At 68.9% G+C, this 16732-nt stretch carries 16 protein-coding genes and 1 pseudogene; 10 read left to right on the top strand and 7 right to left on the bottom strand.

The genetic code is table 11. The features are described from left to right. A partial coding sequence (locus BIV24_RS27240) for an RNA-guided endonuclease InsQ/TnpB family protein (RefSeq protein ID WP_143064673.1) occupies nucleotides 1-730 on the top strand: 730 nt, incomplete at its 5' end. 111 nt (nucleotides 731-841) lie between these two features. Here the strand turns inward: BIV24_RS27240 and BIV24_RS27235 are convergent. Continuing rightward, the gene (locus BIV24_RS27235; protein WP_071369112.1) at nucleotides 842-1666 is read right to left on the bottom strand and encodes a serine hydrolase domain-containing protein; all 825 of its coding nucleotides are present in this window, start codon (nucleotides 1664-1666) and stop codon (nucleotides 842-844) included. A 19-nt stretch (nucleotides 1667-1685) separates the two neighbouring features. Continuing rightward, a complete protein-coding gene (locus BIV24_RS27230; RefSeq protein ID WP_071369121.1) occupies nucleotides 1686-2156 on the bottom strand; it encodes a GNAT family N-acetyltransferase in 471 nt (156 codons plus the stop codon). A gap of 95 nt (nucleotides 2157-2251) precedes the next feature. On the opposite strand from BIV24_RS27230, the gene BIV24_RS27225 reads away from it, so the two are divergent. Both BIV24_RS27225 and BIV24_RS35735 read left to right on the top strand, forming a co-directional pair. Beyond that, nucleotides 2252-2752, top strand: a complete 501-nt coding sequence (locus BIV24_RS27225; protein ID WP_071369111.1) for a MerR family transcriptional regulator — start codon at nucleotides 2252-2254, stop codon at nucleotides 2750-2752. Further along, a pseudogene (locus tag BIV24_RS35735) lies at nucleotides 2749-2892 on the top strand (aldo/keto reductase); the annotation flags it as partial. The gene BIV24_RS27225 and the pseudogene BIV24_RS35735, both read left to right, overlap by 4 nt. Before the next feature lie 46 nt (nucleotides 2893-2938). Here BIV24_RS35735 and BIV24_RS27220 read toward each other — a convergent pair. The 3 genes from BIV24_RS27220 to BIV24_RS27210 all read right to left on the bottom strand — a co-directional run bounded on the left by BIV24_RS27220 (nucleotide 2939) and on the right by BIV24_RS27210 (nucleotide 5950). Then, nucleotides 2939-3793: a DUF4429 domain-containing protein gene (locus tag BIV24_RS27220; RefSeq protein WP_071369110.1), complete on the bottom strand. Its 855-nt coding sequence runs from the start codon at nucleotides 3791-3793 to the stop codon at nucleotides 2939-2941. Nucleotides 3794-3859: 66 nt separating this feature from the next. Next, nucleotides 3860-5077, bottom strand: coding sequence for an alpha/beta hydrolase (locus BIV24_RS27215; protein WP_071369109.1), 1218 nt, complete (start codon nucleotides 5075-5077; stop codon nucleotides 3860-3862). 231 nt (nucleotides 5078-5308) lie between these two features. Further along, the gene (locus BIV24_RS27210) at nucleotides 5309-5950 is read right to left on the bottom strand and encodes a TetR family transcriptional regulator (RefSeq protein ID WP_071369108.1); all 642 of its coding nucleotides are present in this window, start codon (nucleotides 5948-5950) and stop codon (nucleotides 5309-5311) included. 163 nt (nucleotides 5951-6113) lie between these two features. On the opposite strand from BIV24_RS27210, the gene BIV24_RS27205 reads away from it, so the two are divergent. Further along, the gene (locus BIV24_RS27205) at nucleotides 6114-7691 is read left to right on the top strand and encodes an MFS transporter (protein ID WP_071369107.1); all 1578 of its coding nucleotides are present in this window, start codon (nucleotides 6114-6116) and stop codon (nucleotides 7689-7691) included. A gap of 262 nt (nucleotides 7692-7953) precedes the next feature. Here the strand turns inward: BIV24_RS27205 and aceE are convergent, their stop codons facing one another. Continuing rightward, nucleotides 7954-10701: a pyruvate dehydrogenase (acetyl-transferring), homodimeric type gene (gene aceE / locus BIV24_RS27200; RefSeq protein WP_071369106.1), complete on the bottom strand. Its 2748-nt coding sequence runs from the start codon at nucleotides 10699-10701 to the stop codon at nucleotides 7954-7956. 439 nt (nucleotides 10702-11140) lie between these two features. Here aceE and BIV24_RS27195 point away from each other — a divergent pair, with 439 nt between their 5' ends. The 6 genes from BIV24_RS27195 to BIV24_RS27170 all read left to right on the top strand — a co-directional run bounded on the left by BIV24_RS27195 (nucleotide 11141) and on the right by BIV24_RS27170 (nucleotide 15687). Continuing rightward, nucleotides 11141-11578: a DUF3052 domain-containing protein gene (locus tag BIV24_RS27195; RefSeq protein WP_071369105.1), complete on the top strand. Its 438-nt coding sequence runs from the start codon at nucleotides 11141-11143 to the stop codon at nucleotides 11576-11578. A 172-nt stretch (nucleotides 11579-11750) separates the two neighbouring features. Continuing rightward, nucleotides 11751-12209, top strand: a complete 459-nt coding sequence (locus BIV24_RS27190) for a peroxiredoxin (RefSeq protein ID WP_071369104.1) — start codon at nucleotides 11751-11753, stop codon at nucleotides 12207-12209. A gap of 112 nt (nucleotides 12210-12321) precedes the next feature. Then, complete coding sequence (locus tag BIV24_RS27185; protein WP_071369103.1) at nucleotides 12322-12897, top strand: TerD family protein; 576 nt, start codon at nucleotides 12322-12324, stop codon at nucleotides 12895-12897. A 177-nt stretch (nucleotides 12898-13074) separates the two neighbouring features. After that, nucleotides 13075-13650, top strand: coding sequence for a TerD family protein (locus BIV24_RS27180; RefSeq protein ID WP_071369102.1), 576 nt, complete (start codon nucleotides 13075-13077; stop codon nucleotides 13648-13650). Between the two features lie 53 nt (nucleotides 13651-13703). Continuing rightward, a complete protein-coding gene (locus BIV24_RS27175; RefSeq protein ID WP_071369101.1) occupies nucleotides 13704-14852 on the top strand; it encodes a DUF475 domain-containing protein in 1149 nt (382 codons plus the stop codon). 100 nt (nucleotides 14853-14952) lie between these two features. Beyond that, on the top strand, nucleotides 14953-15687 hold the full coding sequence (locus tag BIV24_RS27170; RefSeq protein ID WP_071369100.1) for a TerD family protein: 735 nt from the start codon (nucleotides 14953-14955) through the stop codon (nucleotides 15685-15687). Between the two features lie 3 nt (nucleotides 15688-15690). Here the strand turns inward: BIV24_RS27170 and BIV24_RS27165 are convergent, their stop codons facing one another. Beyond that, entirely contained in the window at nucleotides 15691-16548 is an 858-nt protein-coding gene (locus BIV24_RS27165; RefSeq protein ID WP_071369099.1) for a TerD family protein, read from the bottom strand. Nucleotides 16549-16732: the final 184 nt, after the last annotated feature.

The raw sequence follows: 16732 nt of genomic DNA, 5'->3' as shown, positions 1-16732 counted from the left end.
CGACGCCGGAGTCGTCATCCCCCTGGCCCTCGCGGACGGCAACCACCAGGACCACGGCCGTCCGCACCGGCTTCCCGACGGCAGTGCTGACCGGAACAAATGGCTCACCCCCAACGAGAAGCGCAAGCTCCTCGCCCTGGAACGGGAAGCAGCCCACCGCAAGTCGTTCCGCAAGCGAGGCGAGCCCACCTCCCGCCGCTTGCAGAACACCTACGACCAGATCCGACGGCTCCACGCGAAAGCCAAGCGCCGCGCCGAGGACTGGCAGCACCAGACCACGACCACCCTCGCCCGCACCTACAGCACCGTGGCCGTGGAAGACCTCGACATCACGAACATGACCCGCTCCGCCAAGGGCACCGTGGACAACCCCGGCACCAACGTGGCACAGAAGGCCGGACTCAACCGCAGCATCCTCCAGGAATCCTGGGGACGCATGCGCCGCATGCTGGCCTACAAGCTCGAACGCCACGGCGGAACCCTGGCAGCGATACCCGCGCGACACACATCGCAGCGCTGCCACGCCTGCGGATTCATCGCCCCCGGCAACCGGGAATCGCAGGCCCTGTTCGTATGCAAGAACCACGAGTGCGGCTGGACCGGGAACGCAGACTTCAACGCGGCCCGAAACATCCTGCACCTGTACCGGACGGGCCACGCGCTCGTCCCGGCTGCGGGAAGCGCAACCGTAAGGCGCACCAGAGGCGTCAAACCGACCACCGCAAGGTAGGCCGGAATCTCCCGCCTTCAGGCGGGAGAGATCTTCAATCCCCGGCTGACACGCTCCTTCCTACCGTACGAACGGCTACGGAAGGCGTGTCGTGCCTCACCCGGGGCGCCTTCAGGAAGTGCGCAACTCCGCCAGCACCCCGTCCGTGAACACCGGCCACGTCTCGATCGCCCACGGTCCGAACGCGCGGTCCGTCAGGGCCACGCAGGCCGCCTCGGCGTCGGGGTCGATCCACAGGAACGTGCCCGACTGGCCGAAGTGCCCGAAGGCGCGAGGTGAGGACGAACTCCCCGTCCAATGCGGTGACTTGGAGTTGCGGATCTCGAAGCCGAGGCCCCAGTCGTTGGGGTTCTGGTGGCCGTAGCCGGGCAGGACGCCCTTCGTGCCGGGGTACTGCACCGTCATCGCCTCGGCCACCGTCCGCGCGTCCAGCAGGCGCGGCGCCTGCACCTCGGCCGCGAACCGCACCAGGTCCGAGACCGTCGAGACGCCGTCCTTGGCCGGGGAGCCCTCCAGGCTCGTCGAGGTCATGGCCAGCGGCTCCAGGACCGCCTGGCGGGCGTACTCGGCGAACGGGATGTCCGTCGCCTTCGCCACATGATCGCCCAGCACCTCGAAGCCCGCGTTCGAGTACAGCCGGCGCTCGCCGGGCGCCGACGTCACCCTGTGTTCGTCGAACGCCAGCCCGGAGGTGTGCGCAAGGAGATGGCGGACCGTGGAGCCGGGCGGCCCGGCGGGCTCCTCCAGCTCGATCGCCCCCTCCTCGTACGCGACGAGCACCGCGTAGGCGGCGAGCGGCTTGGTGACCGAGGCCAGCCGGAAGCGGTGGTCGACCGGGCCGTGCGTGCCGGGCACGGTGCCGTCCGCGCGGACGACCGCCGCGGCGGCGGTGGGGACGGGCCAGTTCTCGATCAGCGCCAGGCTCTGCAGGGACATGCGTACGAGCCTATGCGGCTCACAGCTCCAGCCGCATCGAGGGGTCCGGCTTGCGGACGAAACCCAGCGACGCGTACAGCGGCTCGGCCTCGGCAGACGCGTTCAGGTCGACCTGCCGCACGTCCTCCTCCCGGAACCAGTCCAGCAGGGACTCCATGCAGGCGCGGGCGTACCCGTGGCGGCGCATGCCGGGGTCGGTGGCGACGCTGAAGACATGCCCCACCCGTCCGTGCGGGTTGCCCTTGCGGCCGATCCGGTACTCGAGCGTCCCGGCCGCCAGCGCCGCCAGCGCGCCCAGCCGCTCCGGATGGTCGACCACGAACGCCGCGAAGCCGCCGTCCGGAATGGCGAGCCGGTGGCGCACGGTCGGCAGGGACTCCGCTTGCCACTGGGTGTCGGACCCGGCGGAGAAGACGGAATCCAGCATCACCTGGCGCAGTCGCAGCAATTCTTCGGCGTCCTCGGGCACGGCCCGGCGTACGAGACTCATGACGGGCACGCTAATCGGCCCGCCCGGCAAGGGCTCGCCAATTCCCCCTCAATCCGCTTGCTTGGAGTGCACTCCAACCCCATAGCGTGGAGGCCATGACGGTGATGCATACCACTGCCGTGGCCACCGAGGACACTCCGCACGCTCCCACTCGCACCGACATCTGCTCCACCCCGCCCCCGCGGCACCCCCGCCCCGACGGGCAGGACCCTTACACGATCAGCGAGGTCGCCGCCTTCACCGGCCTGACGGCGCACACCCTGCGCTGGTACGAGCGGATCGGGCTGATGCCGCACATCGACCGCTCCTACACCGGCCAGCGCCGCTACACCAACCGCGACCTGGACTGGCTCGACCTGGTCGGCAAGCTCCGGCTGACCGGGATGCCGGTCGCCGACATGGTCCGGTACGCGGAACTGGTGCGCGTGGGCGAGAGCTCCTACGGCGAGCGGCATGAGCTGCTGGAGGCGACCCGCCGTGACGTCCTGACCCGGATCGCCGAACTCCACGACACGCTCGCCGTACTGGACCGCAAGATCAGTTTCTACGCGGAGGCGGGGCGCCACTGCGAAGCGGAGAGGATCGCAACCCGATGACGGACAGCAGGATCCCGGTGGTACGGCTCGGCGAGGGCGGACCCGAGGTCGGTGTCCAGGGCCTCGGCTGCATGGGCATGAGCTTCGCCTACGGCCACGCCGACGCCGAGGCGTCCCGCGCCACGCTGGAGCGGGCGCTGCCTTCTGCAGGGCCGCGGGCCACCGCGCCCCTGCACGGGCGTGGTGCTAAAGCTCCGCGAGCAACTCCGCCTTCTTCGTGGAGAACTCCTCGTCCGTGACCAGCCCCGCCTTGTGCAGCTCCCCGAGATGCCGGATCCGCTCGGCGATGTCCGCCGGGTCCCGGCGAGCCGTGGGCACCGCGGCCGGGGCGGGAACGGCGGGACCGGCGCAGCGCACCGCGGCCAGCACCGCCGCGGCGAACGGCAGCGACTCGTGAACGGGCCCGTACCCGCGCCCGAAGACGACGGCGGCCGGATCCTGATCCGGCTGCGCTGCGCCTGCAGGTTCGCGGCGCAGCAGCCGCAGATGGCCCTCGATGGCTTCGGGGGAGCGCCACTCGACCCCGCTGAGGCCGGTGACCGGGAAAATCTGGTCGCCGGCCTTCCACTTGGCGGAGGACGCGCCCGTCCAGAACCACCGGAAGGACACCGCCTTGCCGTTGAAGGACGCCTTCCCGTCGTAGGCCTTGAACTGCAGCGGTGCCTCGGGTGGTGGGACCAGGAACCGCTCGGCGGGGGCGGTGTCCTCGGTGAGCAGGGAGCGCAGCTTGTCCGCGTACGTCTCGGCGAAGGGCTGACGGTCGGCGGGCAGGACCAGCCGGTAGGGGTCGCAGGTCTCCTTGAGTTGCCCGGCCGCCGCCTCCATGAGCGGGTCGGCGCCGGGCCTCGGCAGCGCGCGCAGGACGATCGTCCCGCGCTTGCCCGGGCTCAGCGTCACCCCCGTGATCGCCTCCAGCGGGATACGGCGTTCGCCGAGCGCCTGGAACAGCTTCGGCGTGCGGATTCCCCGTTCGAAGCGGATGAGCACGGAGTCGGACTCGAACTCCCAGGCGGCATGAAATCCGGCCAGTACGTCACCCATGCGGCTCATCGTATGCGGCAGGTGCTCTTCCGTCGCCTCTCCGGGCAGACCGCAATTCCTGGTTTTCTACGCGCGTCCGGCCGACGCCGTGCCGGACAAACCGGCCCGGCAGGTGCCATCGTCATGCGCGCATCGCACCGCCTGATACGCGCCAGTGCCGATCGCGGCGAAGTTGCGCAGGCTCGTGGTGCCCGGCTCGAAGTAGCCGCCGTGGCCCTTCGCTCCCTGTGCGGACAGCACCCGCGCCCCGAAGTCGTGGGACACCGGGTCGGCGCCGTGGCCGAGACCACCGACCTCCAGGTGCGGCACGTCCTGGATCCAGTCGTCGGCGTCCCGCATGGCCCACACCCGGGCCGTGGTGTGCAGTCCGGTGGCCGTCCGGCTCCGCATGCCGGGGCTGCCCGCCACCGCGACGTCGGACACCCGTGAGGGCAGCCCGGGCGCGGCGACACCGCACACCACCGAGCCGTAGCTGTGGCAGTACAGCTGGACGGGCGAGCGGCCGGGCAGGGCGCGCAGGAGGGCGTTCAGCCGGACGGCACCCTCCTCGGCGCGCATCGCAGTGGCCGCATCCATCCCCAGTCCGCTGGGCGCGGTGTAGTCGGCCCAGGCGATCACGGCCGTACGGGTCGGCGGGCTCACCGAGCGCTCGGCCGTGTACAGCGACCGGGCCATGCCGACCGGTGCCGAGTACTTGCGGAAGGTGCGCTGGAAGGTGAGCAGATCGGTGTCCACACCGGGCACGACGACCGAGATCCGCTGGGCCTTGTCCAGGTTCCCGAAGACCTCGGCGATGCGTCCCGATCCCTCCGGGTCGAAGGCGAGGATCTGCCGGTCCTTCCGCGTCAGCGCCTGGAAGCGGTGCATGCGGCGGTCCGCCTCCTGCTGGCCGACGGGCGACAGCCGGTCGTCGTGCATCCGGGCGTGCTCGACCTTGCGCTGCTGGCCGAGGGCGATGCGGTTGGCTTCGTAGCGCAGCCGTACGGGCGCCCCGTTCATGTTGCCGACCGCGAGCGGGTAGCGGCGGGCGAGCCCGGAGCGCTGGCGGGCGCTGAGCGAGGCGAAGAAGAGGGCGAGCCGGGCCGGGCTCGCGTCGGGAGACGGCAGCCGGTGCCCGGCGATCGTTCCGTGCTCCCACGCGGAGCGCGACGCCTGGAGGGGAGTGGTTCCCCGCTGGCTGCGCACGGCCGTCCAGCCGGTTGTGGCGAGCATCACGAAGACCACGCCCAGCGCGAGCAGCGCGCGCCAGACGTTGAGTTGCGGGGACGTGTCGAAGGAAGTCACTGGAAGGACACACTAGGAGAACGAGAGTGTCTCGCGTTAACCGAGTGACGCGTATCACGTTTCCGGTGAGTCAATTGCGGCCGTTCGAATGCGCCTTGCGTTCGACGGTCACCCCGAGTCGATGAGACGGACGCCACTTGACACTTCGTGTGATCGCGCCGTCACCCCGAAGGCCGCGTCCGGCCGCTGGTGCGCCGGGAATTCACTTGACGCGTACGGATCGGTACGCGCTCACTCCGTCCGCCACTTCTCCGCCAGCGTGGGGCGCACGGCGTCGAGATACCTGACGGTCAGCTCGCGGATCGAGGCAGGGCTGGTGTCGTCGCCGCAGCTCCACAGGCGTTTCGTGACGCGGAGCGCACCGCAGAACACGGCCACCGCGACCCGCGGCCGCGGGTCCGTGTCCACGTCCAGCCCCTCGCGTTCGGCGATCACCCGGGCGAGCTCCTCTTCGAGTTCCGCCGAGCGGCGCAGCTGGGTGGCGAGCAGTGCCGGCGTCGACTCGATCAACCGGCAGGTGTGCAGATGGAGTTCGGCCGGGATGATCTGCCCGACGACCTCGCCGAGACCGTCCCAGACCTCCAGGGTCGCCTGTCGCAGCGCCTCCAACGGCGCCTCCAGGGGCGGGCGTTGGCGCACCGCCTCGACGAAGTGCGACTCCATGACGGACTGGGCGAAGAAGACGGCCTCCTCCTTGCCGGCGAAGTAGCGGAAGAAGGTGCGTTGCGAGACGTCCACGGTCTCGGTGATCTCGTCAACGGTCGTCCGCTCGTACCCTTGGGCGAGGAACAGCTCCAGGGCGGCGTGCAACAGCGCGTCCCGGGTGCGCTGCTTCTTGCGCTCACGCAGGCCCGGCCGCGACGCCGTCACCATGGTCCCTCATCTCCCTCGTTCGCCCAGTTCAGCCTATCGGCGGATGACGTGACAGTTACCGACTAGTGAATATGTTTGTCAATTGTCAGTGGCTGTCACTAGCCTCGAACGCATGACTAGTCAGACCACCGTCGACGCGACGGAACCGGGGGACAGGGCGTCCATGACGTCGGCGGCCCCGCAAGACACAGCGCCAGGGCGCGGGCTGCGTGGGCATCCGTGGTTCACCCTCGTCTCGGTCGCCATCGGCGTGATGATGGTCGCCCTCGACGGCACCATCGTGGCCATCGCCAACCCGGCCATCGCCAAGGACCTGGGCGCCAGCTTCTCCGACGTCCAGTGGATCACCAACGCCTACTTCCTCGCCCTCGCGGTCACCCTGATCACCGCGGGCAAGCTCGGCGACCGCTTCGGCCACCGCCAGACCTTCCTGATCGGCGTGGTCGGCTTCGCCGGCGCCTCCGGGGCCATCGGACTGTCCGACAGCATCGCCCTCGTCGTGACCTTCCGCGTCTTCCAGGGCCTGTTCGGCGCGCTGCTGATGCCGGCCGCGCTCGGCCTGCTGCGGGCCACCTTCCCGGCCGAGAAGCTGAACATGGCGATCGGCATCTGGGGCATGGTCATCGGCGCCTCCACCGCCGGCGGCCCGATCCTCGGCGGTCTGCTGGTCCAGCACGTCAGCTGGCAGTCCGTCTTCTTCATCAACGTGCCGGTCGGTGTGCTGGCGCTCGTCCTCGGCCTGGTGATCCTCACCGACCACCGCGCCGAGAACGCCCCGCGCTCCTTCGACCTGCTCGGCATCGTGCTGCTGTCGAGCGCCATGTTCTGCCTGGTCTGGGCGCTCATCAAGGCCCCGACCTGGCACTGGGGCAGCGGGAAGACCTGGCTCTTCATCGGCGCGTCCGTGCTGGCCTTCGTCCTCTTCTCCCTCTGGGAGACGAGGGTGAAGGAGCCGCTGATCCCGCTCGCGCTGTTCCGCTCGGTGCCGCTGTCGGCGGGCGTCGTCCTGATGGTCCTCATGGCCATCGCCTTCATGGGCGGCCTGTTCTTCGTGACCTTCTACCTGCAGAACGTCCATGGGATGAGCCCGGTCGACGCGGGCCTGCACCTGCTGCCCCTGACCGGCATGATGATCGTCGGCTCCCCGCTCGCGGGCGCCGTGATCACCAAGGCGGGCCCGCGCATTCCGCTGGCCGGCGGCATGGCGCTCACCGCGATCGCCATGTTCGGCATGTCGAGGCTGGAGGCGGGCACGGGCAGCGCCGTCATGTCGGTCTGGTTCGCCCTGCTCGGCCTCGGGCTCGCCCCCGTGATGGTCGGTGCCACCGAGGTCATCGTGGGCAACGCTCCGATGGAGCTGTCCGGCGTCGCCGGCGGCCTCCAGCAGGCCGCGATGCAGATCGGCGGCAGCCTCGGCACGGCGGTCCTGGGCGCGGTGATGGCCTCCCGCGTGGACAGCGACCTCGCGGGCAACTGGGCCGACGCCAAGCTGCCGCCGCTCACCCCCGCACAGCTCGACCAGGCCTCCGAGGCGGTCCAGGTGGGCGTCGCCCCGGTGGCGAAGGGCACGCCGGCCGCGATCGCCGAGACGATCACGAGCGTCGCGCACGACACGTTCATCTCCGGCATGAGCCTCGCCTGCCTGGTCGCCGCCGGAGTCGCGGGCGTCGCGGTGCTGGTCGCGCTGCTCACCAGGCGGGGCGCGAACGCGGAGGCGGGCGCGGGGGCCGGGCACATCTGACCCCTGCCCGGGTCCCTGTCCGGGCCGGAGTGAGTTCACCCATCAGGGTGAAGACGCTCAAGATCCGTCCCGCCCGGCACACCCCGCAGGCCACAGTGGGCCACGTCCTTCGCACGGCAGTGCCGTGCATCCCGAGGACGGCCGGACTGCGGCGCGCTGCCGGAGGGGGGCAGCGCGCAGGCAGACCCCCACACCGGCAACGCGCAAGGGCGGCGGAGCGCTGTGCTCCGCCGCCCTTCCCTCGTTCAGAGCGAGCGCTGTGTCACGCGTCGCCGCCCGCCGTTCCCGGGTTGGCCGCGGTCACGTCGAGGAGCTGGTAGCGGTCGATCGCCTGCTTCAGCACCGAGCGGTCGAGCCGGCCCGCCCTGGCCAGCTCGGTGAGCACCGCGACCACGATCGACTGCGCGTCGATGTGGAAGAAGCGGCGCGCCGCACCGCGCGTGTCCGCGAAGCCGAAGCCGTCCGCGCCCAGGGACTGATAGGCCCCCGGCACCCAGCGCGCGATCTGGTCCGGAACCGAGCGCATCCAGTCGGACACGGCCACGAACGGACCCTCGGCACCGCTCAGCTTCCGCGTCACATACGGCACCCGCTGCTCCTCCTCCGGATGCAGCAGGTTGTGCCGCTCGACCTCCACGGCCTCGCGCCGCAGCTCGTTCCAGGAGGTCGCGGACCAGACGTCGGTCCGTACGTTCCACTCCTCGGCGAGGATCCGCTGCGCGTCGAGGGCCCAGGGGACCGCCACACCGGAGGCCATGATCTGCGCCGGCACGGTCCCCGACGTGCCCTCGCTGATGCGGTGGATGCCCTTGAGGATGCCCTCGACGTCCACGTTCGCCGGCTCGGCCGGGTGCTGGATCGGCTCGTTGTAGACGGTGAGGTAGTAGAAGACGTCCTCGCCGTGCGGGTGCTCGGGCGAGGAGCCGTACATCCGGTGCAGACCGTCCTGCACGATGTGCGCGATCTCGTAACCGAACGCCGGGTCGTACGCCACGCACGCCGGGTTGGTCGAGGCGAGCAGCTGCGAGTGACCGTCCGCGTGCTGCAGGCCCTCACCGGTCAGCGTCGTACGGCCGGCGGTCGCGCCCAGGACGAAGCCGCGCGACAGCTGGTCGGCCATCTGCCAGAACTGATCGCCGGTGCGCTGGAAACCGAACATCGAGTAGAAGACGTACACCGGGATGAGCGGCTCGCCGTGCGTGGCGTACGCCGAACCCGCCGCGATCAGCGACGCCGTGCAGCCCGCCTCCGAGATGCCGTCGTGCAGCATCTGGCCGGTGGGCGACTCCTTGTACGCGAGGAGCAGCTCACGGTCCACGGCCTCGTACTGCTGGCCGAGCGGGCTGTAGATCTTCGCGCTCGGGAAGAACGAGTCCATGCCGAAGGTGCGGTACTCGTCGGGCGCGATCAGCACGAACCGCCTGCCGATCTCCTTGTCCCGCAGAAGGTCCTTCAGCAGGCGCACGAACGCCATGGTCGTGGCGATCGACTGCTGACCGGTGCCCTTCTTCACGCTCGCGTACGTCGCGTCGTCCGGGAGCTGCAGCGGCTTGGACCGCACGAGGCGCGTCGGGACGTACCCGCCGAGCGCCTTGCGGCGGTCGTGCATGTACTGGATCTCCTCCGAGTTCCGGCCCGGGTGGTAGTACGGCGGCAGGCCGGACTCCAGCTCCTTGTCGGAGATCGGCAGGTGCAGACGGTCCCGGAAGCGCTTGAGGTCGTCGACCGTCAGCTTCTTCATCTGGTGCGTCGCGTTGCGGCCCTCGAAGTTGGGGCCCAGCGTCCAGCCCTTGATCGTTTTGGCCAGGATCACCGTCGGCTGGCCCTTGTGCGCCTTGGCCGCCGAGAACGCCGCGAAGATCTTCCGGTGGTCATGACCGCCACGGCCCAGGTGCAGGATCTGGTCGTCGGTCATGTTCTCGACCATCGCGCGCAGCCGGTGGTCGTCACCGAAGAAGTGCTCGCGGATGTAGTCACCGGACTCGGTCGCGTAGGTCTGGAACTGGCCGTCCGGCGTGATGTTCATCTTGTTGACCAGGATTCCGTCCCGGTCCTGCGCGAGCAGCGGATCCCAGGTGCGGTCCCAGATCAGCTTGATCACGTTCCAGCCGGCGCCGCGGAAGACCGACTCCAGCTCCTGGATGATCTTGCCGTTGCCGCGGACCGGACCGTCCAGGCGCTGCAGGTTGCAGTTGACCACGAAGGTCAGGTTGTCGAGTCCCTCACGGGCGGCGAGGGTCAGCTGTCCGAGCGACTCGGGCTCGTCCATCTCGCCGTCGCCGAGGAACGCCCAGACATGGGACCTGGAAGTGTCCGCGATGCCGCGCGCCTCCATGTAGCGGTTCATGCGGGCCTGGTAGATCGCGCCGATCGGGCCGAGGCCCATGGAGACAGTCGGGAACTCCCAGAAGTCCGGCATGGAGCGCGGGTGGGGGTAGCTGGAGAGGGCGTACGGGGCCTTGGACTTCTCCTGGCGGAATCCGTCCAGGTGATGCTCGCCGAGCCGGTCCAGCAGGAACGCGCGGGCGTAGATGCCGGGGGAGGCGTGGCCCTGGAAGAAGACCTGGTCGCCGCCGTCGCCCTCGTCCTTGCCGCGGAAGAAGTGGTTGAAGCCCACGTCGTACAGCGAGGCGGAGGAGGCGAAGGTCGCGATGTGGCCGCCGACGCCGATGCCGGGCCGCTGGGCCCGGGAGACCATGACGGCGGCGTTCCACCGGGTGGCGTTGAGGATCTTGCGTTCGATCTCCTCGTTGCCGGGGAAGAACGGCTCGTCCTTGGTCGCGATGGTGTTGACGTAGTCCGTGCTGCGCATCTCGGGCACGGCCACGCGCTTCTCACGGGCATGCTCGATCAGACGGAGCATCAGATAACGGGCCCGCTCACGGCCACGCTGGTCCACTGCGGCGTCGAGGGAGTCGAGCCACTCCTGGGTTTCCTCGGGATCGAAGTCAGGAACCTGACTCGGAAGGCCGCCAATGATGATCGGGTTGCGATCGGATCCGGAAGCCACGCTGTTCCTTACCTGTCAGAGGGCCACTTGTTCCGTGCGCTTTTGTCCATGTGCCCACGCCGATCCCATCGTGTACCTCGGGGGGAGCAAACGTCATCCCTACCGTGAGGTAACCCGCCGGGTGGACCGGTCTTCGGGGCGGGCCCGGCCAAAACGCAACGATACGCTCAGGCTGTGACGTGTTCCGCAAAGTTGTTCGGCTCTCGTACGCCCGAAGGGTTCTGGAATGCGCAAATCGGGCAGAACGGTGTGGTGTGCATCACCTCGGGGCGCGATACGGTGCCTGGAGTTGCGACGACACGGCCAGGATCGTCACCGTTTTGGCGGTCTGAACGGCCGGGTACTTGCGCGATCCGCCCCGGCCCGTGTGGACTACGGCCAATGCTTCGCGTACGCGCGGGGCTGAGATACTCACCAAGACATGATCAGGAGGCAACCCGTGAGCGCGACCGCGGACCACGCGGAGGAGCGGACGAACCCTGCCGCGAGGCTGGGGTTCCAGCCCGAGCAGGTGGTCCAGGAGATCGGCTACGACGACGACGTCGACCAGGAGCTCCGCAAGACCATCGAGGACATCGTCGGCAGTGAGCTCGTCGACGAGGACTACGACGACGTCGCCGATGCCGTGGTGCTGTGGTTCCGCGACGAGGACGGCGACCTGACGGATGCGCTGGTGGACGCCACCACGTACATCGAGGAAGGCGGCTCGATCCTGCTCCTTACGCCGAAGACCGGCCGTACGGGCTACGTGGAGCCGAGCGACATCTCCGAAGCCTCGACGACGGCCGGCCTGTCGGCGTCCAAGAGCGTCAGTGTGGGCAAGGACTGGAGCGGCTCCCGGCTGGTGACGCCGAAGGCGGCGAAGTCCAAGCGGTGACGCACCGCCGGGGCGGGCCGTTCATCGAGCCCGGGGGCGGCTGCCGCCCCCGGGCCCCCGCCTCCTAGAACGCCGGACGGGCTGACTTCGCGCAGCCCGTCCGCAGGGCTGCCGCGATCCATGCGTAGGGTGGTTCCCACCCGAACAGTCCCACCCGAAGGGATGCAGGACCATGGCGATCCAGGTCGGCGACAAGGCCCCCGACTTCGAACTCAAGGACAACCACGGTGCGACCGTGAGGCTCGCGGACTTCCGCGGCCACAAGAACGTGGTGCTGCTCTTCTACCCGTTCGCCTTCACCGGCGTGTGCACCGGCGAGCTGTGCGCGCTGCGCGACAGCCTGCCGAAGTTCCTCAACGACGACACCCAACTGCTCGCCGTCTCCAACGACTCCATCCACACCCTGCGCGTCTTCGCCGAGCAGGAGGGTCTGGAGTACCCCCTGCTGTCCGACTTCTGGCCGCACGGCGACACTTCGCGTGCGTACGGAGTCTTCGCCGAGGACAAGGGGTGCGCGGTGCGCGGGACCTTCATCATCGACAAGGAAGGCGTGGTGCGGTGGACCGTGGTCAACGACCTGCCCGACGCGCGTGACCTGAACGAGTACGTCAAGGCGCTCGACACCCTGTGATTCTTCTGTCCCAAGGCCTGCGGGGTGCGGGAACCCGTCACTAGGATCGATTCGTTGATCCGATACCAACGCACGACGGGGCTCCCTGCCCCCGGACATCAATGGAGGACTCGTGGGAGTCAGCCTCAGCAAGGGCGGCAACGTATCGCTGACCAAGGAGGCCCCCGGTCTGACCGCGGTCCTCATCGGTCTCGGCTGGGACGCCCGGACCACGACCGGGACAGACTTCGACCTGGACGCCAGCGCCCTGCTGCTGAACGGGTCGGGGAAGGTCGGCAGCGACCAGAACTTCGTGTTCTTCAACAACCTCAAGAGCCCGGACGGGTCGGTGGAGCACACCGGCGACAACCTCACGGGTGAGGGCGAGGGCGACGACGAGGTGATCAAGGTCAACCTCGCCGGGGTGCCGGCCGACGTCGACAAGGTCGTCTTCCCGGTCTCGATCTACGACGCCGAGAACCGCCAGCAGTCCTTCGGTCAGGTGCGCAACGCGTACATCCGCGTCGTCAACCAGGCCGACCAGCAGGAGATCGCGCGGTACGACCTGAGCGAGGACGCCTCCACCGAGACCGCCATGGTCTTCGGCGAGCTGTACCGCCACGGGGCCGAGTGGAAGTTCCGTGCCATCGGCCAGGGCTACGCGTCGGGCCTGCGCGGCATCGCACAGGACTTCGGCGTCAACGTCTGAGCCGACAGGCTCATCGCCGTCCGGCGCCGCACCTCACCGTGCGGCGCCGAACGTGCACGGGCCGCCGGGCCCAGCCCCGGGACAGCCGGGGTTTCCGCCTCCGTCCACGGGGACAGACCTCCGACCATGGGGGCTGAGCCCCCGAAGCGACGCAGCACCTCGGGGAGGACCAGCATCATGGGCGTCACGCTCGCCAAGGGAGGCAATGTCTCCCTGTCCAAGGCCGCACCGAACCTCACGCAGGTCATGATCGGGCTCGGCTGGGACGCGCGCTCCACCACCGGAGCTCCCTTCGACCTCGACGCCAGCGCGCTGCTGTGCAGCGGCGGCCGGGTCCTCGGCGACGAGTGGTTCGTCTTCTACAACCAGCTCAAGAGCCCGGACGGGTCGGTGGAGCACACCGGCGACAACCTCACGGGTGAGGGCGAGGGTGACGACGAGTCGATCCTGGTCGACCTCGCCAAGGTTCCACCCCAGTGCGACAAGATCGTCTTCCCGGTCTCCATCCACATGGCGGACGAACGCGCCCAGACCTTCGGCCAGGTCAGTAACGCCTTCATCCGCGTCGTCAACCAGGCCGACGGTCAGGAGCTGGCCCGCTACGACCTCAGCGAGGACGCCTCCTCGGAAACGGCCATGATTTTCGGCGAGGTCTACCGCTACGGCGGTGAATGGAAGTTCCGCGCAGTGGGTCAGGGCTACGCGTCCGGTCTGCGTGGAATCGCTCTAGACTTCGGAGTCAACGTTTCGTAAAGCCGGGTACGGCGACGAGGGGATCTTCCCCTCGCATACGGATTGGGTAGCCAGTGCTTTTGAAAACCTTCGGCTGGTCGTTCGTGGTCACCGCGATCGGCCTGGCGGCAGCGGTCCTCTACGGGGGGTGGACTGCCTTCGGTATCGTGGCGATCCTCTCCGTCCTCGAAATCTCGCTCTCCTTCGACAACGCGGTGGTCAACGCCGGAATCCTGAAGAAGATGAATGCCTTTTGGCAGAAGATCTTCCTCACGGTGGGTGTGCTGGTCGCCGTCTTCGGTATGCGACTGGTCTTCCCCGTCGTGATCGTCGCCGTCACGGCGAAGAAGAATCCGATAGACGCGGTCAACCTTGCGTTGACCGACAAGGACCAGTACCAGCAACTCGTCACCGACGCCCATCCGGCGATCGCCGCTTTCGGTGGCATGTTCCTGCTGATGATCTTCCTGGACTTCATCTTCGAGGACCGGGACATCCAGTGGCTGCACTGGATCGAGCGCCCGCTCGCCAGGCTCGGCAAGGTCGACATGCTGTCGGTCTGCATCTCGCTGATCGTCCTGCTCATCACCTCCATGACCTTCGCGGCCCACGCCCACCAGCACGGCGGCGCCCACATCGACAAGGCGCAGACGGTTCTCGTCTCCGGCGTCGCCGGTCTGATCACGTACCTGATCGTCGGCGGTCTCTCCGGCTTCTTCGAGGACCGGCTGGAGCAGGAGGAGGAGCGGGAGCACGAGGAGGAGGAAGCGGCCAGGCGAACCGGCAAGAACCGGTCCGCGGTCGCGCTCGCCGGCAAGGCCGCGTTCTTCATGTTCCTCTACCTGGAGGTCCTGGACGCCTCCTTCTCCTTCGACGGTGTGATCGGTGCCTTCGCCATCACCAACGACATCGTCCTGATGGCGCTCGGCCTCGGCATCGGCGCCATGTACGTCCGGTCGCTGACGGTCTACCTGGTCCGCCAGGGCACCCTCGACGAGTACGTCTACCTGGAGCACGGCGCGCACTACGCGATCGGCGCGCTCTCCGTGATCCTCCTCGTCACCATCCAGTACGAGATCAACGAGGTGATCACCGGTCTCGTCGGTGTCGTCCTGATCGGATGGTCCTTCTGGTCCTCGGTGCGCCGCAACCGGGCGCTCGCCGCGACCGAGGGAAAGGACGTGACCTCGGACAAGGGGGCTGAGGTCTCGTCCGGGGTGTGACGACCCTCGGGGTGAGGAACGCTCTGAGCGGGGCGGACGCGAGGATTCGTCCTCGGCGGCCGCCCCGCGGCTGTCGGACGGTGTGTATCAGGGGGCGGGCATGGGTTTCTGGGACGGCGTGTGGCGCGGGAGGGCGACGGAGTTCGACTCGGGCAGCGCGGCTACCAACGCGATCGAGATGACCAAGCGGCACCCCCGGGTCTCGCTCACCAAGCAGGGCGCGGCGACGGGCAATCTGCGGATCAACCTGTCGTGGCGGATGCGGACGTCGGACATCGGCGGCCTCGAGCGAGGCAGTCTGCTGCGCCGTCCCCTCCGGATGTTCACCCCGGAGGTCGTGCAGGCGCACACCCAGAGCATGGTCAACGTCGACCTCGACCTGGGGTGTATGTACGAGATGATGGACGGCACGAAGGGCGTGGTGCAGCCGCTCGGCAACTTCTTCGGGGAACTCAACGAGCCGCCCTACATCAAGCTCAGCGGCGACGACCGGTTCGGCTCCGGCACCGGCGAGACGATCTTCGTCAACCTCGACCACCGGGAGGACTTCAAACGGCTGCTGATCTTCGTCTACATCTACGACCAGACGCCCGCGTTCGACCGTACGCACGCCGTCGTCACGATGTACCCGAGCAACGGCCCGCGCATCGAGATCGGTCTCGACGAACGCCATCCGCAGGCCCGTTCCTGCGCGGTCGTCCTGATCGAGAACAACAACAAGGGCGAACTCGTCGTCCACCGCGAGGTGAAGTTCGTGTACGGCTTCCAGTCGGAACTGGACCGGCTGTACGGGTGGGGACTGCAGTGGGGCCGCGGCTACAAGACGAAGGCGTGAGCGCTATCGCCCGATGAACTGCGGGCCCTGCGGCGGCAGTGTGAAGTCCGGGTCCGGCGCGGGCGCCGCCGTCGGCGGGTAGCCGTACGCCGGTGCGGGGGCCGCGGTCGGCTGCGGCTGCGGATAGCCGTACGCCGGCGGGCTCGCGGGCTGGGGATACCCGTACGCGGGCGGCGTGGTGGCCACCGCGGCCGGCTGCTGCGCGGGCATGGGCGGATAGCCGTACGCGGGCTGCGGGTTCACCGGCTGCTCCGGCGGCAGCGGTACCGACACCTCGGGTCTGGCCGCGGGCACCGCGCCATCGGCCGACGAGGGCTCCGAGTCGTCCACCGAGATGCCGAAGTCGTTCGCGAGGCCCTTCAGCCCGTTCGAGTAACCCTCGCCGAGCGCACGGAACTTCCAGCCCTCGCCCCGCCGGTACAGTTCCCCGCAGATCAGTGCCGTCTCGGCCCCCGTCTCCGGCCTGATGTCGAAGTACGCCAGCGGCTCACCGCCCGGGCCGCTCGCGTCGTACAGCAGGATGCACAGCGACCGGACGCGGTCGAAGGCCACGTCGTCCGCCGAGGCGACGAGCAGGACCCGACCCACTCCGGGCTCGATCCCCGCCAGATCCGTCTGGATCGCGTCGGTCAGCCCGTCCGTTTCGCGCTTCTTGCCGAGCAGCCGGACCGTTCCGGACGGATGCCGGGGCTGGTTGTAGAAGACGAAGTCCTCGTCGGACCGCACGCGACCGTCAGGGCCGAGGAGCAGCGCCGAGGCGTCGACCTCCGGAACGCCCTGCCCCGAGGCCCACCGCAGCACCGCCCGCACCGCCGTGGCCTCGAGCGGTACGTTCGACCCTTTCAGCATCGCGTACGTCATGCCGTCATCCTGCCTTCTCGGTCCTGGTCACAACAATGCGGGGTGGACTCCCCGGGGCGCCGCGGGTCCGCCGTCACGGTGCCTCCGACACGGTCGCGTCACCTGAACTTCATGCCCGGCGGGAACTCACGACAGGGCGATCTACGTACTATTACCGGCCACATCTTTCGGCCGGTCGACCACT

The organism is Streptomyces colonosanans, assembly GCF_001866645.1.
Classification (GTDB): domain Bacteria; phylum Actinomycetota; class Actinomycetes; order Streptomycetales; family Streptomycetaceae; genus Streptomyces; species Streptomyces colonosanans.
The sequence above is the reverse complement of the archived record's forward strand: the minus strand, read 5'-3'. Positions and strand labels throughout refer to the sequence as shown.

What these genes read in the sequence shown, in the direction of transcription:
- BIV24_RS27235 (WP_071369112.1), bottom strand. Translation starts at nt 1,666, where the DNA reads ATGTCCCTGCAGAGCCTGGCGCTGATCGAGAACTGGCCCGTCCCCACC.
- BIV24_RS27230 (WP_071369121.1), bottom strand. Translation starts at nt 2,156, where the DNA reads ATGAGTCTCGTACGCCGGGCCGTGCCCGAGGACGCCGAAGAATTGCTG.
- BIV24_RS27225 (WP_071369111.1), top strand. Translation starts at nt 2,252, where the DNA reads ATGACGGTGATGCATACCACTGCCGTGGCCACCGAGGACACTCCGCAC.
- BIV24_RS27220 (WP_071369110.1), bottom strand. Translation starts at nt 3,793, where the DNA reads ATGGGTGACGTACTGGCCGGATTTCATGCCGCCTGGGAGTTCGAGTCC.
- BIV24_RS27210 (WP_071369108.1), bottom strand. Translation starts at nt 5,950, where the DNA reads ATGGTGACGGCGTCGCGGCCGGGCCTGCGTGAGCGCAAGAAGCAGCGC.
- BIV24_RS27205 (WP_071369107.1), top strand. Translation starts at nt 6,114, where the DNA reads ATGACGTCGGCGGCCCCGCAAGACACAGCGCCAGGGCGCGGGCTGCGT.
- BIV24_RS27190 (WP_071369104.1), top strand. Translation starts at nt 11,751, where the DNA reads ATGGCGATCCAGGTCGGCGACAAGGCCCCCGACTTCGAACTCAAGGAC.
- BIV24_RS27180 (WP_071369102.1), top strand. Translation starts at nt 13,075, where the DNA reads ATGGGCGTCACGCTCGCCAAGGGAGGCAATGTCTCCCTGTCCAAGGCC.
- BIV24_RS27170 (WP_071369100.1), top strand. Translation starts at nt 14,953, where the DNA reads ATGGGTTTCTGGGACGGCGTGTGGCGCGGGAGGGCGACGGAGTTCGAC.
- BIV24_RS27165 (WP_071369099.1), bottom strand. Translation starts at nt 16,548, where the DNA reads ATGACGTACGCGATGCTGAAAGGGTCGAACGTACCGCTCGAGGCCACG.